General features: G+C 42.9%; 21 protein-coding genes. 6 read left to right on the top strand and 15 right to left on the bottom strand.

Features of this window, described 5'->3' with window-relative positions:
- Positions 1–88 precede the first annotated feature (88 nt).
- From CSV76_RS17240 to rbsK, 4 genes are all read right to left on the bottom strand, one after another.
- Positions 89–334, bottom strand: coding sequence for a hypothetical protein (locus tag CSV76_RS17240; protein ID WP_158232756.1), 246 nt, complete (start codon positions 332–334; stop codon positions 89–91).
- Positions 335–378: 44 nt separating this feature from the next.
- Positions 379–2,004, bottom strand: coding sequence for a M20/M25/M40 family metallo-hydrolase (locus CSV76_RS07260; protein WP_099625117.1), 1,626 nt, complete (start codon positions 2,002–2,004; stop codon positions 379–381).
- A gap of 96 nt (positions 2,005–2,100) precedes the next feature.
- Positions 2,101–2,631, bottom strand: coding sequence for a DinB family protein (locus CSV76_RS07255; RefSeq protein ID WP_085428288.1), 531 nt, complete (start codon positions 2,629–2,631; stop codon positions 2,101–2,103).
- Between the two features lie 146 nt (positions 2,632–2,777).
- Positions 2,778–3,668 (bottom strand): ribokinase, encoded by an 891-nt coding sequence (gene rbsK, locus CSV76_RS07250; RefSeq protein ID WP_085428287.1) that lies wholly within the window; start codon positions 3,666–3,668, stop codon positions 2,778–2,780.
- 178 nt (positions 3,669–3,846) lie between these two features.
- Here rbsK and CSV76_RS07245 point away from each other — a divergent pair, with 178 nt between their 5' ends.
- On the top strand, positions 3,847–5,199 hold the full coding sequence (locus CSV76_RS07245) for a YjiH family protein (protein WP_085428286.1): 1,353 nt from the start codon (positions 3,847–3,849) through the stop codon (positions 5,197–5,199).
- A 544-nt stretch (positions 5,200–5,743) separates the two neighbouring features.
- Here CSV76_RS07245 and CSV76_RS07240 read toward each other — a convergent pair.
- Genes CSV76_RS07240 through CSV76_RS07220 form a run of 5 tightly spaced genes read right to left on the bottom strand, consistent with a single transcriptional unit; the run spans position 5,744 to position 9,288 of the window.
- Positions 5,744–6,082 (bottom strand): antibiotic biosynthesis monooxygenase, encoded by a 339-nt coding sequence (locus CSV76_RS07240; RefSeq protein ID WP_085428285.1) that lies wholly within the window; start codon positions 6,080–6,082, stop codon positions 5,744–5,746.
- A complete protein-coding gene (locus CSV76_RS07235; protein ID WP_085428284.1) occupies positions 6,082–6,510 on the bottom strand; it encodes an ankyrin repeat domain-containing protein in 429 nt (142 codons plus the stop codon). Before CSV76_RS07235 ends, CSV76_RS07240 begins: the two co-directional genes overlap by 1 nt.
- Positions 6,467–7,282: an ABC transporter ATP-binding protein gene (locus tag CSV76_RS07230; protein ID WP_085428283.1), complete on the bottom strand. Its 816-nt coding sequence runs from the start codon at positions 7,280–7,282 to the stop codon at positions 6,467–6,469. Before CSV76_RS07230 ends, CSV76_RS07235 begins: the two co-directional genes overlap by 44 nt.
- Positions 7,269–8,300: a FecCD family ABC transporter permease gene (locus CSV76_RS07225; protein ID WP_369823304.1), complete on the bottom strand. Its 1,032-nt coding sequence runs from the start codon at positions 8,298–8,300 to the stop codon at positions 7,269–7,271. Before CSV76_RS07225 ends, CSV76_RS07230 begins: the two co-directional genes overlap by 14 nt.
- 4 nt (positions 8,301–8,304) lie before the next feature.
- Positions 8,305–9,288 carry an ABC transporter substrate-binding protein gene (locus CSV76_RS07220; RefSeq protein WP_085428281.1) on the bottom strand — a complete coding sequence of 328 codons (984 nt, stop codon included), beginning with the start codon at positions 9,286–9,288 and terminating at the stop codon, positions 8,305–8,307.
- Between the two features lie 167 nt (positions 9,289–9,455).
- Here CSV76_RS07220 and CSV76_RS17235 point away from each other — a divergent pair, with 167 nt between their 5' ends.
- The 4 genes from CSV76_RS17235 to CSV76_RS07215 all read left to right on the top strand — a co-directional run bounded on the left by CSV76_RS17235 (position 9,456) and on the right by CSV76_RS07215 (position 11,414).
- Complete coding sequence (locus CSV76_RS17235; protein WP_158232755.1) at positions 9,456–9,620, top strand: hypothetical protein; 165 nt, start codon at positions 9,456–9,458, stop codon at positions 9,618–9,620.
- Complete coding sequence (locus tag CSV76_RS17230) at positions 9,617–9,844, top strand: hypothetical protein (protein WP_158232754.1); 228 nt, start codon at positions 9,617–9,619, stop codon at positions 9,842–9,844. The genes CSV76_RS17235 and CSV76_RS17230 overlap by 4 nt, the downstream gene beginning before the upstream one ends.
- Positions 9,845–9,957: 113 nt before the next feature.
- Positions 9,958–10,104 carry a hypothetical protein gene (locus CSV76_RS17225; RefSeq protein ID WP_158232753.1) on the top strand — a complete coding sequence of 49 codons (147 nt, stop codon included), beginning with the start codon at positions 9,958–9,960 and terminating at the stop codon, positions 10,102–10,104.
- A 122-nt stretch (positions 10,105–10,226) separates the two neighbouring features.
- On the top strand, positions 10,227–11,414 hold the full coding sequence (locus CSV76_RS07215; protein ID WP_099625115.1) for a cation:proton antiporter: 1,188 nt from the start codon (positions 10,227–10,229) through the stop codon (positions 11,412–11,414).
- Here the strand turns inward: CSV76_RS07215 and CSV76_RS07210 are convergent, their stop codons facing one another.
- The 4 genes from CSV76_RS07210 to CSV76_RS07195 all read right to left on the bottom strand — a co-directional run bounded on the left by CSV76_RS07210 (position 11,415) and on the right by CSV76_RS07195 (position 15,187).
- Positions 11,415–12,182 (bottom strand): ABC transporter permease, encoded by a 768-nt coding sequence (locus CSV76_RS07210; RefSeq protein ID WP_099625114.1) that lies wholly within the window; start codon positions 12,180–12,182, stop codon positions 11,415–11,417.
- Positions 12,179–12,925, bottom strand: a complete 747-nt coding sequence (locus CSV76_RS07205) for an ABC transporter ATP-binding protein (protein ID WP_099625113.1) — start codon at positions 12,923–12,925, stop codon at positions 12,179–12,181. The genes CSV76_RS07210 and CSV76_RS07205 overlap by 4 nt, the downstream gene beginning before the upstream one ends.
- Before the next feature lie 24 nt (positions 12,926–12,949).
- Positions 12,950–13,654, bottom strand: a complete 705-nt coding sequence (locus CSV76_RS07200) for a CBS domain-containing protein (RefSeq protein WP_085428277.1) — start codon at positions 13,652–13,654, stop codon at positions 12,950–12,952.
- Positions 13,655–13,789: 135 nt separating this feature from the next.
- Positions 13,790–15,187, bottom strand: coding sequence for a trypsin-like peptidase domain-containing protein (locus tag CSV76_RS07195; protein ID WP_143560355.1), 1,398 nt, complete (start codon positions 15,185–15,187; stop codon positions 13,790–13,792).
- A 314-nt stretch (positions 15,188–15,501) separates the two neighbouring features.
- On the opposite strand from CSV76_RS07195, the gene CSV76_RS07190 reads away from it, so the two are divergent.
- The gene (locus CSV76_RS07190; protein WP_085428275.1) at positions 15,502–15,786 is read left to right on the top strand and encodes a hypothetical protein; all 285 of its coding nucleotides are present in this window, start codon (positions 15,502–15,504) and stop codon (positions 15,784–15,786) included.
- 41 nt (positions 15,787–15,827) lie between these two features.
- On the opposite strand, the gene CSV76_RS07185 is transcribed toward CSV76_RS07190, so the two are convergent.
- Both CSV76_RS07185 and CSV76_RS07180 read right to left on the bottom strand, forming a co-directional pair.
- Positions 15,828–16,268 (bottom strand): SRPBCC family protein, encoded by a 441-nt coding sequence (locus CSV76_RS07185; RefSeq protein ID WP_099625112.1) that lies wholly within the window; start codon positions 16,266–16,268, stop codon positions 15,828–15,830.
- A 373-nt stretch (positions 16,269–16,641) separates the two neighbouring features.
- Positions 16,642–17,586 (bottom strand): carbohydrate kinase family protein, encoded by a 945-nt coding sequence (locus tag CSV76_RS07180; RefSeq protein ID WP_099625111.1) that lies wholly within the window; start codon positions 17,584–17,586, stop codon positions 16,642–16,644.
- Positions 17,587–17,625 lie beyond the last annotated feature (39 nt).

The following is a 17,625-nucleotide window of genomic DNA, read 5'->3' as shown; positions in this document are numbered from 1 at the left end:
GGCGGTGGTGGATGGCTTCCGCAATGAGCCAGACAGGAAGTGCGCCTGGCTGTCTCATTACTACGCCTACCACGTGCAGCCGCCTTCGTTAGATTGGGGGGTAGGACAGATCGGATTCTTCTTTTGCTAGGATAGGAACTAGTACTACCCAGTTACTGGTTTTATCTCCTATAAACCACAACCAAACTTGGTAACCACTCAGTAGCGCAGGCACAACTGCGGGGTAGGCCGTGGCCAGGAGACAGCTAGCAGCTCCACCGCTAGTTGGCTCATGGCTGGAGGCAATCCCCCACGTGCCTGCGCGAGTCCAAAGCATGACCCTCACTACATTCAATGGACAAGTCAATGACGAGCAACGCCCCCCCAACCCTCAAAATATCATCTAGACTTCGACTGTTGATCCATACCAGCCAGCCTCTTCACCAACTGCTCCAATAACACCGGCATCTCCTTGAACGCACTATTAATATGCAAACGCTCCGTCTTCTGATGCGCATCCTTACCAAACGGCCCGACATTCAACACAGGAGCAGTTAGCTTCCGCATGTCCTCAAACGGAATCGAATACGTATCACCATAGACCGGCGTATTGTCCGCAAACGCCATCCAATGATTCTCCTCATCCTTGTAATGCACATAACTCAAATCACAAATCCCATTAAAGTAATGCACCTGATCGAGCGTCAGATCAAACACCTTCGCACGTTCTTGCAGAAACTCGATAGACTCGATGACAAGCGGATCGTCCGACGAGTTAACTGCAGGATAATAAGGCGGCGCATAGAACAGCACGGTTGCTGGTCCAAGCTCTTGGCACTCCATCATCAACGTATCTACAATGCGAATACATTGTTCGCGGTCATCCCATTCTTCCTGCAATAACACTTCTTGTTTCAATCTGCGTACTTCATTCTTTCCTAATTTACCTTCAGCGTACTTTAATAACTCTTCAAAACGTAATACACGAATGTCCCCCAATGGCTCAGCGGACTCACGATCACATATCGCTTTATACTGTTCATTGCATTGCTCCATCGCTTCATTCGCTACTTGTTCGAATAAATTCATGATTTCTGCAGCTGTCTGCTTGAACAAGAATACATTGTATAGTGCAGCCGCCCGCTGTGGAGTTTGTGTAGAGTATTGGATCTTTAAATCCTTTTGATGCAGTGTGACAGGAAGTGGGGTGGACTCCTCCTGATGCACTTCACGGAATAGTGGATTCCATTCCATCCTGTGCGTTAAAAACGATGCCATATAATCGGCGGTAATACCTTTTAACGGTTCGCCAACATGCGTTTCTTTGCCATAGAACAAAGCGGACGGCATGATTTTTCCAATTGTTCCTGAATAAATATATTCTTTCGTATCCGCAGGTCCTTGTGAAAATGAAGGCTCTCCGTTTAAGAATAATTTATAGTGGCGACCTTCTTGTTCTTGTAGACGCACCAGTTCCTTTACAGCAGCCCGCATTCCAGCCGAATTCACTTCTTCATCTGGAACTGTACATAGCAATAAATTTATCGGCCACTGCTCTAGACTTGCTCGCTCAATCAACTGCATATGTAATGCCAAGCCCATTTTCATATCCATCGTACCTCTACCAAATAAATAATTTCCTGATTCCAAATCAATACGCGCTGCTTCAGGCAACGTATCTTTGTCTTCCAATAGCTTCTTTGTTAGTTCTTCGGGATAGAATGCTAGTGGTTCAAGTGCTCCATATTCGTCTGTTTGTACAGTATCGAAATGACTGATCAAAACGATAGTGTCTGTTGCGTCAGCATGTTCATACAAGGCATGTACCACTTGCCGTCCGAGACCTGCATCGTGAAGTGTAATGTTATCAGGATACTGAGTGAAGTATTCTAGTTCACTTAATTTATTTTGCAATTTCCAGGAAAAAAAGCGCTCTCCTTCCGTCAATGTACGGCTATCCCAGCTTACTAGTTCACAAAGTAATGCACGCAGCTTTTCAGGTGTATCAAAACGGTATCGATTCATTCTATCTCCCCCTTCATAGTTAGCTAAAGTATAGCTGATTCTAAGCCAAATGAGAAAAGAACTTGTACCTAAGGAGGCAACAAGTTCTTTCATTTATTATTTAGACGATGAAACGAGCTCGGTCGGAGACAATTTCACTTGCTCCACTGCCCGCTTCAATTGTCGTAGATGACGTTTTTCGTGGAATCCGACGAATCGGAACCATTGAATTAACGGAACGTTACCGAAAATCGGATGCTTGATCGACTTACAGCGAAGTTCTGTAATAGTAGCCGACTCATAGATATCCAGCAAATAGTTTCTGGATTCATGCAACTTCTCTTTAATCTCTGGAATAGAGAGATGTGTATCTGTCGGTTGCGTGTATTCCATGAAGTATGCTTTCACTAAAGGGCTTGCCGATACACTAATCGGTTTTTTGAACACACGTAAACTCACAGGATTTTTCAATTCTTGGGCGATGTTTGTAGCAACTCGACATTCCATTAATGCTAAATGTTCTACAATCTGTTTGGGTGACCAGCCGCCATGTGATGGTGTTCCGTTAAATTCCTCATCTGTTAAGCCATCAATCAACTGCAAGATGCGTTTACGGACCTTGATGTTTTCTCCAAAAACCACCAACATCTACCTCCATTTCTTCCTTGAAATCTTTTCTATTGCCATAGCATACGCCTTTTGTTCAGAGATTTAAAGGGGCAACGGTTAGATTTTTAGTAAAGCCTGGCAATGGTGACAGAAGAGTGCCATTCAGCCCTGATATAATAGGATTTCTAGCCTCTTTCATTCGTTAGACTTTCTATTCCCGATAACACTTCTTGAGTAGTCGGCATACCACCTTGTGCACCGAATTTTCCTACAGATAACGAAGCCGCGACATTGGCGAACTGAATGGCAGATTGTAAATCGCTTCCTTGTACTATCCGATTGGCAAGCGCACCGTTAAATGTATCACCTGCCCCTGTTGTATCCACTACCTTTGCAGGAACACCAGGCACAGAGATAACTCGCTCACCATCATGATAGCAAACCCCATCTTTTCCTAATGTTACGAGGAGTTGATTCGGATAGTTTGTCACAGTTTCTTCTATAGAAGTACCAAAGAGTTGCGCACACTCTGTTTCATTCGGCGTCAGGTAGCGAACATAGGACATGTATTCCAATTGAAAGCTACTTGAAGGCGCAGGGTCCATCATAACGGGAACCTGCAATTCCTTACACAGCTTCAAGACATACCACACAGTATCTGTTGGCAGTTCAAGTTGCATCATCACAAAGTCGCTGGCACGAATAACAGGTTTTAACTCTTCAATTCGTTCGGGCGTCAGCGCGTGATTGGCTCCGGGTATGGAAATGATTCGATTATCCCCTTCCGTCAATAAAATAACAGCAACGCCAGAAGGACCTTCTACTTTCTTAATATAGGAAGTATCCACACCTTGTTCTTGCAAATTGTCTACAATCATTTCTGCAAATGAATCCGTACCTGTCGTGCCGATCAGCTGAACTTGCTGCCCAAGTCGTGCACATGCAACAGCTTGATTTGCCCCCTTGCCACCAGGTGCTGTTTGAAAACCTTTTCCTCTCACCGTTTCTCCTTGTAACGGAAACTTGTCCGCTTGTGCAATGACATCCATATTCGCGCTACCAATTACCGTAATCATGCGTATTCCTCGTTTCCATTTCTTTTATCCGATCATAGACTTTTGTCCAAGCTATTTCAATATAGACTCTTTACTGACTGAAAAGTTACACTTTACCTTAAAGTGTTTACAACGACTTGTTAAACAGTATAATGAATAAATATACATCAACTAGATTATACACTAGGAGAGAAATATCTTGAAAAAATATACTGTTAGTACATGGTTCGTATTCTTAATTCCTTCTATACTCGGGGTCATGTTATTTATGATTCCACTACCGTTCGCAGCGGGCTGGAAAGTACCTATAGCCAAATTGGCGGATGTTATGTCCGGCGCATTGGAACCTATTATTCCACAACTTATGATGTACTTGATCATTGCTTCTGCAGTGGGATCTGTTCTTTATTTATTCGTTCAGAAAGATCCGAATCGGCCTTCATTCTTTACAAATCTATTCAAGGTTACACCGTTTTGGACAATCACTCGTATTGTTGGGGCGATCTTTGCCATTATGGTCGTCTTCAAAATAGGACCTGAAGCGATTTGGAGCGCGGATACAGGTGGATTACTACTTGCTCGTGATGGCCTTGTTTCATTCCTGTTTAGTATCTTCTTCTTTGCAGGACTGTTACTTCCTTTATTACTAAACTTCGGATTGCTTGAATTCTTTGGAACTTTGATGGTGAAGATAATGCGACCATTATTCAAATTACCGGGTCGTTCTTCCATTGATGCTCTCGCTTCATGGATCGGCGACGGAACCATCGGCGTATTATTGACCAGTAAACAGTACGAAGAAGGTCACTATACACAGCGTGAAGCTGCTGTTATTTCAACTACGTTCTCAGTTGTTTCGATTACGTTTACATTAGTCATCATCGATAAAGTCGGTCTCGGAAACTACTTCCTACCGTTTTACGCAACCGTTCTATTCACGGGACTGATTCTTGCTTTAATCATGCCAAGAATTTATCCACTACGTTCGATTAAGAATACGTATATTGATGATCGTGAATATTCTACTGAGGATGAGAAGTTACCTGCTGGGACAAGCGTGTTTTCACTAGGTCTTGCCAGAGCACTCGATACCGCTTCGAAACAACGCTCTATCGTGAAGACGGTTCGTGCTGGTATGCAAAACGTGCTCGACATGTGGTTCGGTGTGGCACCGGTCGTTATGGCATTCGGTACGATCGCATTAGTGATGGCTGAGTATACGAGTGTATTCCGTATTTTAGGAAAGCCATTCGAATATATCCTGAACTTCTTACAGATTCCTGAAGCTGCTGAAGCTGCACAGACGATGGTAGTTGGATTTGCGGATATGTTCTTGCCTGTCATTTTGGCAGAAGGTGTGATTACATCTGAGATGACCCTCTTTACGATTGCAGCCATTTCCGTTATTCAGCTGATTTATATGTCAGAGGTTGGCGGATTGATTTTAGGGACGAAGATTCCGTTGAATATTTTTGACCTACTGATCATTTTCTTGTTGCGCACAATCATTGCGCTACCGATCATTGCAGGTATTGCACATTTATTGTTTTAATTACATCCCGAACCCGTCACTTCCTTACGAAGTGGCGGGTTTTTAGTTGATTGCCGAAAACTTTGTACTATGAGACTTTAGGCTATGAGCGGTTGTATGAGCTTTTAGAGCGCTTATCACGTAACTATGAGCTGTTAGCGCAGCGCATAGAGCGGATAAAGTAGCACATAGAGCACTCAAGGCTTCTCATAGAGCGGATACCCCGTTACATTGAGCATTCACTAACATTTCATCATTAAAAAAAGCCACTCTCCATAAAGAGAGTAGCAAAATGAAACGGCTTGAAAGTAACCCTGCTAGAATATATTGAATGTCCGCAAGTAAGGGAGGGTTGCGTTTGGGATGCAGCGTGGTAAAGCAATGGTGGGCTTTGGCACGTTGCATTCCAATAAGTAGCTTTGACAGTTCACTTTCAAGCGTTTCCGTGATATACCGTTTGTGCTGACGGATTTCCGAAAGCCATCTATGAAGAGGAGACTTCATTCCACTCCATAGATCACAATCGGAAGGCCAGCGACAACTTGATGCTTGTCGCTGTCTTGATTTACTTACTTTCTACCTTTTCTATCGGCAAGTGTTGAACTTTCACATCAAAAGTCTTTACTTCATTACCGAGGATTGAACTCGGTCCTTGCGGTGCTTTTGCGTCATGCGCTTTTGCATTCTCTCGGCTATGTAACCACTTGTCAAAAAACTGGCGGTCTTCCCATGTTGTACATACTTTTACTTCATCACGCTCTTCACCTTCTTCACTCAGCAACACTTCCATGCGAATGAACCCTTCAAACGTATGAACTGACTTTGCTTTAGCGAAACGAGCAGTGATTTGTTCCCCTTTACCTTTTTCTACATAAATCGTATTAATTGCAACCATTTTCTGCATTATACTGCCTCCATTTTCATCGACTGTAAATATTCAAGTACTGATGCTGATTGTTCTCCACCTGCTGCTGCGTGACGCAGTAACGGAATGCCATGCGGCCCTTTTAATTCGCTCGCATTTGGATACCATTTCAACATCGATTTAACGATCTCGAGTTCTCCTAACATGGCAGCTGCAAATATATCCATACGCGCGCCTTTTTCTAATAAGTACTCCGCGATATTTCGATTACCGGTATGCGCTGCGGCTCCAAGACCACTTTCCCAGTCGTCTCCACCCCAGTTCATCACAGCGTGGACTAAATCAGGCTCCTGCTCAATTAACTTTTGTACTTCTTCAAAATCACCGTGGGTTGCAATCAAGTATTGACGCACTAACGCTTGATCAATTGGTTGTTTCTTTTCTCCTTCGGTTCTCAGAACAATCATCCTTCCGTAATTTACTTGGCGTGAAAAAGCACTTCCCATTATTCATAAATATCTCCGCATCTATCTCGAAAATAGAACGGAACATATCTTTGCACAATACGCACTGCGGAATGCCGTCAAAACGAACACTACCATCTTTTAATACGATGAGCCGGTCACTGTAACTAGCCGCCTGATTGATGTCATGAAGAACCATAATCACCGTCATTCCATACGTTTCATTTAATTCTGTAACCAATTCCATGACTTCGAGTTGATGCGAAATATCTAAATACGTCGTCGGTTCATCGAGTAATAATACTTTAGGTCGTTGCGCAATCGCCATCGCAATCCAAGCTCGCTGACGTTCTCCACCTGATAATGACTGCAACATACGATTTTTGTATTTATCCAACTTTGTCACGCCGATCGCCCAGTCGATAATTTCTTGGTCTTCTGAACTTAACTTGCCGTATCCCGAGCGATGGGGATGACGACCGAACTCCACTAACTCGCCTACGGTCACATCAAGTTGATGATCTTGCATTTGCGGTAGCATAGCCAAATTCCGTGCTACTTCCTGGGATTTCATTCGTTTCAATCGTTCGCCATTTAGCAGAACTTCTCCACTGCCAGGCGTGATCAATCGTGAAATCAGTCGCAGGAATGTCGATTTGCCCGAACCATTTGGTCCTAGCAAACTGACGATTTCTCCTTGTTTAATATGCAAATCTATCTTCGTTAATTCGAATGAATCCGAATGTCGATACGTAAGTTCTTCAGTTATCAGCAAATGAATCCCTCCGTTTTTGAATTAAGTACAAGAAGAATGGTCCACCTAAGAAGGAGAGTAAGATTCCTACTGGCAATTCAATTGGATTGAATAACGTACGGGCAATTGTGTCTGCTACTACGACGAGTAATCCACCACCAAGTGCTGAAGCGGGTAACAAGAATCGATAGTCGCCTCCTACTATAGAGCGCATAATATGCGGTACAACAAGTCCAACAAAACCAATCAATCCCGAAACACTGACCGCCATCCCCGCAAGTAGAGTGCTTAAGACTATGAGAAAAAATCGACTTCGTTCCACGTTATGTCCGAGCAGCTTGGCTACTTCGTCACCTAGACGCAAAATGCGAATATGCTTGACTGAGAAAATGGCCAATACAAATGCCGCAATCGCGTAGTAGATGATCATTTCAAACTGCACCCACCCCACGCCTGCAATTCCTCCAGCAAGCCAAGGCAATACAGCTTGCACGCGGTCGCTGTAAAGCAGCATTAACGCACTCATGCATGCGCCGATCACTGCATTAATTGCGACACCGACTAAAATAATTCGTAAAGGCGATGCGCCACCTCTCCAAGACAACGCATAGATCACAATGGCCGTTGCAAGTGCTCCAAGAAACGCAGCAAGTGGTAGAAACATAATATAGGCCGGATAAATAATCATTATGACTGTCGCTGCAAGTCCCGCACCTGATGAGACACCGATAATTCCTGGATCAGCCAATGGATTACGCATAACGCCTTGTAAAATAGCACCGGCTACCGCAAGACTTACTCCGACAATCATGCCGACTAGTACACGTGGAAAGCGAAGTTCCCATACAATTCGCCGCTCCATCGTATCGTTTGCCACGAAAATCCCATTCCAAATTTCTTGCATGGAGAACGACACTGGACCGATCATCAAGCTTAAAATAGCTGCGATTAACAGTAGACTTCCACTCGTCACGAGAACGATGACACGTTTTCTCGCAAGTGGATGACGTTCTTTCTGCGTTTGCTCTCCTACTGCAATCATCTTATTTAACCTGTCCTAAGCTTTCTTTCATCACGTCAAGTGCTTCAACTACTTTTGTTCCAGGGTTTGTACCGAACAAGTGTGAAGGTAAGACCATCACATTACCTTTTTTCACTGCATCAAGATTTTTCCATGCTGGGTTCTTCAACATTTCACCTTCGAATGCTGCTTTGACTGCTTCAGGTTCTCCGTGAGTAATCAACATGACCATTTCTGGATTGCGTTCAATAATTTTCTCAACGCTCAAACTTGCGTATTGTGGATATTTTTCTTCATTCGGGAAATCGCTTGCAATGTTTTCTCCACCTGCTAGTTCAAGTAGATTTCCTGATAATGAATTAGGTAGTGCCACCATGTATGTACCTGGTGCTCCGTATACTAGTAAAGTTTTCACAGCTTCCGCTTTGTCCGCTGAGCTCTTTTCAATTTGTTCGGTAATATCGTCTTGAATTGTTTTTGCTTCTGTTTCTTTATCGAATAGCTGTCCGAAGAGTCCGATCGTCTTTTTGATATCGTCTACAGAGTTAGCGGCTGTATACACAATTTTTGTACCTTGGCGTTCCATGTTCGCTTCGTGTTGTTTGAAGCTTGGGGCCGCAATGATGACTTCGGGATTTATTTCCGCAATTTTCTCAAAATTCGGCTGATGCGGGTTTCCGATTTCAGCGATGCCTTCTAAGTCTTTGTTTGGTGGTCCTTGTACTGTTGGACGCCCGTCCACTTTTATTCCAAGTGCGAGTAGCATATCGAGGTCGCCTGAGCTTAGCGTGGCGACAGATTTTGGCACTTCATCGAATGTTGAGGTTTGGCCGATCATGTCTGTCACTTCGATAGCTGTGCCAGTCGTTTCTTCTACTTTTTCTGTTTCTTCAGCTTTGACTGCTGATGCGGCTGTTTTGTCTTCAGCTTTCCCATCCTCTGTTCCACATGCGCTGAGTACAAACAGAAACATGAGTATGCTCAACACGCTTGCTAACTTCTTCATCTCTTTTCATTCCCCCTCGAATATAATGAGAATGTTTCTCATTAAAAAACATCATAAACGATAATGAGAATCATTGTCAAATAGATTATTGATAATGAATCGTTTGGACTAGTGGTGGATTGGGTCGTGGCTCGACATTGACTTGATCATTGAAGGTAGCGAGGGTCATGCTTTGGAGCCGCGCAGGCACGTGGGGGATTGCCTCCAGCCAGGAGCCAACTAGCGGTGGAGCTGCTAGCTGTCTCATGGCCACGGCCTACCCCGCAGTTGTGCCTGCGCTACTGAGTACTTACCAAGTTAGGTTGTGGTTTATAGAAGATGAAAACCAGTGACTGGGTGGGACAATACTTCGGTCTTAGTAAAGTCATTAGGAGATAGATTGGATCGTTGCTCGACATTGACTTGTCCATTGAAAGTAGTGAGGGTCATGCTTTGGAGCCGCGCAGGCACGTGGGGGATTGCCTCCAGCCAGGAGCCAACTAGCGGTGAGGCTGCTAGCTGTCTCATGGCCACGGCCTACCCCGCAGTTGTGCCTGCGCTACTAAGTATTTACTAAGTTTGTTTGTGGTTTATAGGAGATAAAACCAGTCACTGGGTAGTACTAGTTCCTATCCTTGCAAAACAAGTGCCTGAACTGACTTACACACTATCAAACGAAGGCGGCTGACAGTGGTAGGCGTAGCAATGAGACAGCCAGGCGCACTTCCTGTCTGGCTCATTGCGGAAGCCATCCACCACCGCCGAAGTGGGGCCAATGCCCGCCCCACTTACTCTGCTAGTCAAACCACTACCTCTGCAAATAACAAAGAAGAGTAAGCCGTCGCAAAACAACTACCCAACATCGTATCCTACTTACCCAATACCAAAACCAGTTTCCAAACCACCAACCAAGGGAATAACAACAACAACTAAACACCAAGAGAAAGGAGCGAAACAGCATGACCGCTGTGCAAATACTGATTTTGTTAACAATCGGCTACATCGCCATGACCATTGATAAAAAACAAAAGAACTTCCCACTTCCCGTCTTTCTGGTCGCAATCGGCTTTGGACTGTCATTCATTCCTTATTTCGACAGCATCAATATCTCCAAAGAAGTCATCTATAACATATTCTTGCCAGGGCTATTATTCGCATCAGCTTACCATTACTCGGCTTCATCCTTAAGAAAGCATGTCAAAGTCATCGGAACGCTAAGTACGGCGGGGTTACTTGTGACTGCCATTCTTTTGGGACTCGCTACCTATTGGATGGGGGCAAGTATAGAGATGACATGGGTTGGCGCTTTACTCGTCGCTTCTATTCTCACACCAACTGATCCAGTCTCTGTCGTATCCATTTTGGAAAAGTCGCTAGATGATCCATCTGTTGCGGATATTCTTGACGGTGAATCTATGATTAATGATGGAACTAGCGTCGTTCTCTTTACTGTGCTATTGACTATGTTCACCAAACAGCAAAGCTTTGAATTCTGGCCATTTCTAGGGGATTTTCTATCTGTATCGATTGGCGGTATCGCAACAGGTGTAGTTGCTGGCTGGATAGTTAGTAAAGCGGTTCACCTATCCACACAACGCGAGAGTCAAGTATTACTGAGTATTATTATTGCGTATGGGGCCTTTCATTTAGCGGAAGCTTTCGGGTTTTCAGGGGTGTTGGCGACGGTCGCTGCCGGTATTATGCTATCTGCTGAGCTCGAACGTGCCAGTGAAGAAGAAATGCATCGGGAGTCATTGAACGGATTTTGGGAGGTGGCAGAACCTGGTTTGCTTGCGATACTATTTTTAGCCATCGGTATTGTGGCCGCTGACTATTTATTAACTTTTGATTATTGGTTGCTCGCGATTGCCATTTTCTTCGTTTCAATTGGTACTCGCTTTATTGTAATCGCGGGGACGATGCAATTATTTTCAGGCTATCGAGAGTTGTTGGACGTCAAAAAAGCCTCGCTCCTATCATGGGCTGGTATTCGTGGTACGATGTCTATTTTCTTATTACTAAGCTTAGCTGATGCGGCAGACAGCTCTGCAGATGTACTTGTTTCATTGGGATTCGCTGTAGTGTTCTTGTCACTCGTTGTACAAAGTATTGGCATTTATCCACTATCTAAAGCACTCGATAAGTAATTACTTCGAGTGCTCATTTTCCTGTTGAATCATCTGCATACGTTCATTGAACAGGGATGGATAAGAGAGTAATCCTAGACATGCACTAGTTAATGCCGCAGTTGTCAGCAAAAGAAACACAATTAAAATCTGAAATTGCACTGCCTCTAAAGGATCAGCGCCTGCAATGATTTGGCCACTCATCATACCAGGCAACTGTACGAGTCCAATCGTCTTTTGACTTTCAATAGTTGGAATCATACTTGCCTGTATCGAGCGAATCAATTGCCTATGTATCGCCTGTTTTGGGGTTCCACCAAGTGATAAAATGAGTTCGCTTTCTGAGCGATGCGTCTCTACTTCCGATACGAAACGATTGAGGAATAAAATCGCAAGCACCATCGAGTTTCCAACTACCATGCCCGTTATGGAAATAATATATTGTGCAGTCGCTGGGACAATTTTGAATCCGAGTAAAATCCCTTGCGTCAAAACTTCTAATAACACAAAAGTCACGATCAACTTCCACGTGATTCCTTTGATTTGAGTCCCCTTCTTACGCGCATTTTGAACTGCCGCGCCGATCATCAAGGCGACCATTAAGAATATAAATACATAACTTTCAGAATCAAAGACAAATTTCAATACGAACCCGACCGCTACTAATTGTACAGTTGAGCGAATCGTAGCGATAATTGTATCTTTCTCCAGTTGTAATCCAAGTGTTTTTGATAGCACGAGCGGAATCAACACAAATATCAGTGTCAGGAATAAGGCAGTGGTACTCATGTAAATTCCCCCTTCAAGAAACGGTTGACTGATGGAATATCCGAATCATCAAGTACAGATATTTCACCGGCATCCACTAATTTCCCGTCCACCATGATCCATGCATACTGCCCCATTCGCTTCGCCTGCTCCAAGTTATGCGTGATCCAGATGACCGTAATTTCATGCTTTTCATGCAAGTCACGAATCAAATCCTCTACTTCATTCAACGAAGATGGATCTAGCGAAGACGTAATTTCATCCATCAATAAAATCTTCGACTCATTTAATAATGTCCGGGCAATCGATACTTTCTGCTGCTGGCCACCTGATAAGTTCTGGCTGTCTCGTTCTAGATACTCTGCTTCAAGACCGACTTGATCTAAAATATCTAGTGCTTTTTCTTTACTCAACTTCTTGTCCTGTAACCGCAATGGTAGTGCCAAATTGTCATAGACACTCCCTGCGATCATCGGCGAATTTTGTAACACCATTCCTGCTTTTCGTCGGAGATCAATCGGCGACATATCATGAATGGCCCGGCCTTGTACCGTAATATCTCCACTCGTAGGACTTAGCAAACCGTTGCACATTTTCAATAATGTCGTTTTCCCTGCACCCGAAGGCCCGACAAGCACTGTGATCTGACCGGTAGGGAATGATCCAGTTATATTTTCAAGAATCTTATTTCCCGCTATTTCAAATGAGACGTTTTGGAAATGGATTGCCGGTTCATATAATGATTTATTTTGTTCACTATCCATAATATCCACCTTTTCTGCTACTTGTCATTCATCCAATTTCAATAAATCCAATGGTGTAATAATGCCCAATAATTTTTCATCTTTACCACCTTGCTCGGTAATCAACAATGCTTCTAGCCGTTGCCCTGACATAATGGATTTTCTGAAATACCCTTCCGCTTCGTAAGCCGACATCGTACATTTGACAAAGCGATAGGTTTTCTTTCGTTTTTCATGATTATATACGTCGAGTAATGTCGGTATTTCCCGGGAAATGCAATCGGTTTCCTGATCGGCAAGCCAATTCATGATACCATTTGCAGTAATCAACCCCATGAATCGACCTTTTTTATAAATGGGCAACTGATTAAATTTCCTTTCTCTTATCAAACGCAAACCAGTCGCCAGTGATTCATCTGACTGCACGGTATGTACTTTTCCCGAAAACAGATCCTTGACGGTGACAGGATGCGATAGTCCTTTATCTATGCTTTCAATTAATTCCACAATTTCATCATGTGGCTCTGCTATAGCGTAGTCAAATCCTGTACGATTATGCACAATCGCATTACGTAAACTACTGAATTCATGTAGTTCATCTTCATAACGGGCAATCAATGCGTTTTGTGATTTCGCTTTGGCGATTTTCTTAGAGAATGATAAATGACTTGGCATATCCGTAATTTTCATCAAGGACTTATCGATTCTATTAAATGCAATGAGAAAACGCTCTGAATTTTTGTGATCCATGACACATCGCCTCCTTTAATAGGGAAAGTATATCATATCTATGTAGATGTCTACTTCTTGGATTACGTTGTCTGTGCTAAACGTAAACATAAAAAAGTCGTTGCAGCGCCAGTTCACTGACACGGCAACAACTTGTTATTGATTTGCTATTTGTTTGATTTGATAATTGCCATATTCATCTATAACAATCGTATACTTCTTATGTTTTTCCAACAATTTATTCGTTCCGTCTTCTTTTGTAAAATCCATCGTCTCAAATGTATATACGTCAATCGACTGATCATTGTACACAATATTCGTTACGGTCGTGTCGATGAATTCGTAGTATTCATTTTTCCCTGACAGATCGTCTAGAAAAGCTAGTAACTCATTTTCAGCCGAACTACCGGATGTGATAAAGGAATTGATATATGAGTAATCCACCTCATCGACAGCATATTCGTATTGGTTTCTGAATTGATCGATGAAAGACTCTACCTTTTCATCTGCAACTTCCATACCATCTACATATTCTTCAGGCTCTTCTTCATAATCACCATCATAGTCGTATTCCTCATCCACTTCTGAATCATCGTAGCCATTGTAATCCTCATAATCCCAAGATGTATCATCAGAATCATAGTACGACTCTGGCACATAATCTTCGTAAACATTGAACAATGTCGCTACCGCTTGACTGCTCATTGGTTCGTTAATCCATCCATCTACTTGTTTTTGCATACTGTGCATCGGAATCGAAAATCCGAATACGGTATTGTCTTTGTACAATAACGAATTAATGCCGATGACTTTGCCTGTCGTTGCATCAAGCAAAGGTCCGCCACTGCTTCCATGATCTATTTGCGCATCGATTTGATAGATTTTTTCATAAATGAAGTCCATTTCCATATCACGATTCAACCCGGTTAAATAACCGATCGATGCCGTATTCTCAAAACCTTTTGGACTTCCGAGTGCAATAACTTCTGTACCGATCGGTGTCTCTCTTGTTTCCGTCACAAATGGTTTGACATGTTTGTTCGCTTCCGACTTAATCAATGCGATATCATAACGATCTGAAATTCCAATGACTTTACCTTCAAAATCTTTCCCTACAGAATTTCTGACAATTACATCGGTATAGCCCGCCACTACGTGTGCATTCGTCACAATATAGCCGCCAGTTTTATAAAGAAATCCTGATCCCGAACCGTCATTTGTCCCAATTGTAAATACACTAGGTAACGATTCTTTGATCAATTGCGTTTTATCTTTAGCTTGTTTCTTTGTTTCATTGACAACAGTTGGTGCTTTTTTTATTCGTAATTCCTTTTCACTTTCGCTACTATCTTCTGCTTTAGTGGAGGCTACTGTCTCTTTCGGCCACTCAAAACTCCAGTCCGTTGCATAGCCATAACCAGCTCCACCAATTAGTAAAGCCAAGACTATTGCAAGAAGTGGTTTATTTTTATTAGACCCGTGCATCGCCTTGCCACAGCCCCCACAAAAGTTTGCTTCGTCAGTATTTTTATGACCACATTTTGGACAGTACATACGGTTCCCCCTCTTCCATTCTCCAATTTACCTGAATGAAATACCGCTTTTATTATATCATATGGACTAATACAAAAGGCATGCACTCGTTATGGAATAGCATCATTTTGTTTTGTAGGCTGAATACAGTAATCCTTTCCAGCGTGATAGGGCAATCACACAAAGAATCACATTTATAAGCTACTCCCTATTTTGTAATGCAATATTTCACTTCACAGAATTAAATCCTTTCTTATTGTTCCTATCCAATGAAGCGGCACAGTTCTCAGGCGAATTTTCACATACGCTAAAGAGAGAGGGAGGTGCATAAAAATATGTCATCCAGGAAGTACAGACCTTACAATGATTACGAATCACCCAATATTTCAAAACGAAAAGCGCGTTGTTATGACCAAAGAAAGATCGTCCATATACTTGTCGATTTACCCATGGGAGCACCTGTGGAGATAACATTAAAGGAGTCGAGAGGGATACAGCATAACGGTTATTACTTACAGTTCGACCGAAAAAGACGTACCGTTCACTTTCAGCCATTTGGAGAACCAGAAGTAGAAGAGATTGATGTAGAAGATATTTGTACAATTAAATATAGTTCGTGAAAGCAATAAAAAATGTACACAGCGTAACTGTGTACATTTTTTTATTCTGTCTGGCTAATTTTTTCACTAATTGCGTCGGTCAACGCATTTACTGTTTCCGGTACATACGTTTTCATCATGGAATTCATAACAGATCCCATCATCCCTTTACCTGTAATATCCAGATAACCTATGAGACTTGTTGCATCTATTGCATCTTCTACTTGAAAGCTTCCGTTCCCTTCTAGATTTTCATTCAGACCTTCTAGAGTAAACGCTACTTTTGAATGTTCGGCTTGTTCTGTAATATCCACTTGCATGACAATATTCTTTTGTATCACACCAAGATCTGCTCGGAACTTCCATTTGAATTGCTGATCATTACTCTTCTCATGTTCAATATAGCCTGGGATCAGTGGAGCCCACTGGTCTACATCTATGAGAAAACTCCATACTTGTTGCGAAGTTGCCGCAACTTTTATTTCCTTTGTACTGTTCGGCATAATACATCTCACCTTCTTTATTCGTTACCTTTTCGTCATAGTACTATGAAACACCACGCTTTACAAACGAGGTTATAGTACGAATGAAGTCAATGTTCCTTTAGTCTTTATCTTCTTATATATTAACCGTTAACAGTAATATAGACTGAAGAAATCAATACTGAAGAGCATGGTTTAAGGCAACGCTGCTTTTTTGTGTTGACCAAGGCGTGGTTTTTTCTATGAGCGGTTGGCTAGTGCCATAGAGCGAATAAAATACAGCATAGAGCGGTGATGGGTTTCGATAGAGCGGATAGCGGTCTGGATAGAGCACTGACGGGCCACGATAGAGCGATTAAGCCGATTGATAGAGCGCGGCCTCCTGAACAATGGCCTATTCTAACTCGCCCAATTCATCCGCATACGGCATTGCAGAAAGAGCTCCTGATTTCATCGCGCATAACGCTCCCATTTTATTGCCAAAACGTATATGATCCAGCATTTCTTCTAAATTATTTGGCTTACCATGCAAATGAAGTCCACGAAGTACGCCCGCAATGAATGCATCCCCCGCACCTGTCGTATCGACCGGCTCAATTGGCTCGACTCCTACATGATGTTGCCTGCCTTCAATTACTGCAAGCGTCCCCAGTTCCCCCATCGTCATCATAACTACAGGAATATTATAGACAGCAAGTCCAGCCAGCGCTTTTTGCACATCTGTTTCCTTCATGAGAAAAGCTAGCTCTTCTTCCGTTAATTTCAGCAAATCTGTCTGATGTAAAAATGACAAAATCGTACTGCGACATATGTCTTCACTCTCCCAGCGAAGTGGTCTCACATTAGTATCTAGTGATAGAAACACGTCATTCGCCTTTGCTAATTCAACAGCCCTTTTAGTAGTAGCTAGAGCGGTCGGGTGAAACATTGTACCCGAGCAAATATGTAATATGGAAGCCTGTCGGAAAGCCTGTTCATCCAGATCGCTCGGTTGTACCTGTAGATCAGGCGTGTCATCTATATAGTTCGCGAATACACGGTCACGTTCTGGCGTTAGATGAACGTAAACACGATTTACTTTTTTCTTAGGAGATCGTAAAGCATATGTTAAATCGACGCCTTCAGTCTCCAGTTCATTTACTGCGAAGTTCGAGTCTTCATCTTCGCCAATTACAGTAATTAATGAAGAGTTGGCACCCAGGCGCGAAACTCCTGCCGCCACATTGATTGTCGCACCTCCGAGGAACGTCTTGAATTTCGTGTTGGTTTTGTCTGTTGCAATATAGTCCACGAAAATATCTCCGTAAATCAGGACATGTGTTTTTGGGGTGTTATTCATGCGTTCGACCTCCTAGAAAGTTTTCTTTCTATCGTATCA

Origin of the sequence: Sporosarcina sp. P17b, assembly GCF_002743115.1 — a bacterium.
GTDB lineage: Bacteria > Bacillota > Bacilli > Bacillales_A > Planococcaceae > Sporosarcina > Sporosarcina ureae_C.
Note: the sequence above shows the minus strand (reverse complement) of the source record. Positions and strands in the feature narration are given on the sequence as shown.

Bases quoted from the DNA above. Each gene is read 5' to 3' on its own strand.
- CSV76_RS07260 (WP_099625117.1), bottom strand. From the start codon at position 2,004: ATGAATCGATACCGTTTTGATACACCTGAAAAGCTGCGTGCATTACTT.
- CSV76_RS07255 (WP_085428288.1), bottom strand. From the start codon at position 2,631: ATGTTGGTGGTTTTTGGAGAAAACATCAAGGTCCGTAAACGCATCTTG.
- rbsK (WP_085428287.1), bottom strand. From the start codon at position 3,668: ATGATTACGGTAATTGGTAGCGCGAATATGGATGTCATTGCACAAGCG.
- CSV76_RS07240 (WP_085428285.1), bottom strand. From the start codon at position 6,082: ATGCAGAAAATGGTTGCAATTAATACGATTTATGTAGAAAAAGGTAAA.
- CSV76_RS07235 (WP_085428284.1), bottom strand. From the start codon at position 6,510: ATGATTGTTCTGAGAACCGAAGGAGAAAAGAAACAACCAATTGATCAA.
- CSV76_RS07220 (WP_085428281.1), bottom strand. From the start codon at position 9,288: ATGAAGAAGTTAGCAAGCGTGTTGAGCATACTCATGTTTCTGTTTGTA.
- CSV76_RS17235 (WP_158232755.1), top strand. From the start codon at position 9,456: ATGCTTTGGAGCCGCGCAGGCACGTGGGGGATTGCCTCCAGCCAGGAG.
- CSV76_RS07215 (WP_099625115.1), top strand. From the start codon at position 10,227: ATGACCGCTGTGCAAATACTGATTTTGTTAACAATCGGCTACATCGCC.
- CSV76_RS07210 (WP_099625114.1), bottom strand. From the start codon at position 12,182: ATGAGTACCACTGCCTTATTCCTGACACTGATATTTGTGTTGATTCCG.
- CSV76_RS07205 (WP_099625113.1), bottom strand. From the start codon at position 12,925: ATGGATAGTGAACAAAATAAATCATTATATGAACCGGCAATCCATTTC.
- CSV76_RS07200 (WP_085428277.1), bottom strand. From the start codon at position 13,654: ATGGATCACAAAAATTCAGAGCGTTTTCTCATTGCATTTAATAGAATC.
- CSV76_RS07195 (WP_143560355.1), bottom strand. From the start codon at position 15,187: ATGTACTGTCCAAAATGTGGTCATAAAAATACTGACGAAGCAAACTTT.
- CSV76_RS07190 (WP_085428275.1), top strand. From the start codon at position 15,502: ATGTCATCCAGGAAGTACAGACCTTACAATGATTACGAATCACCCAAT.
- CSV76_RS07185 (WP_099625112.1), bottom strand. From the start codon at position 16,268: ATGCCGAACAGTACAAAGGAAATAAAAGTTGCGGCAACTTCGCAACAA.
- CSV76_RS07180 (WP_099625111.1), bottom strand. From the start codon at position 17,586: ATGAATAACACCCCAAAAACACATGTCCTGATTTACGGAGATATTTTC.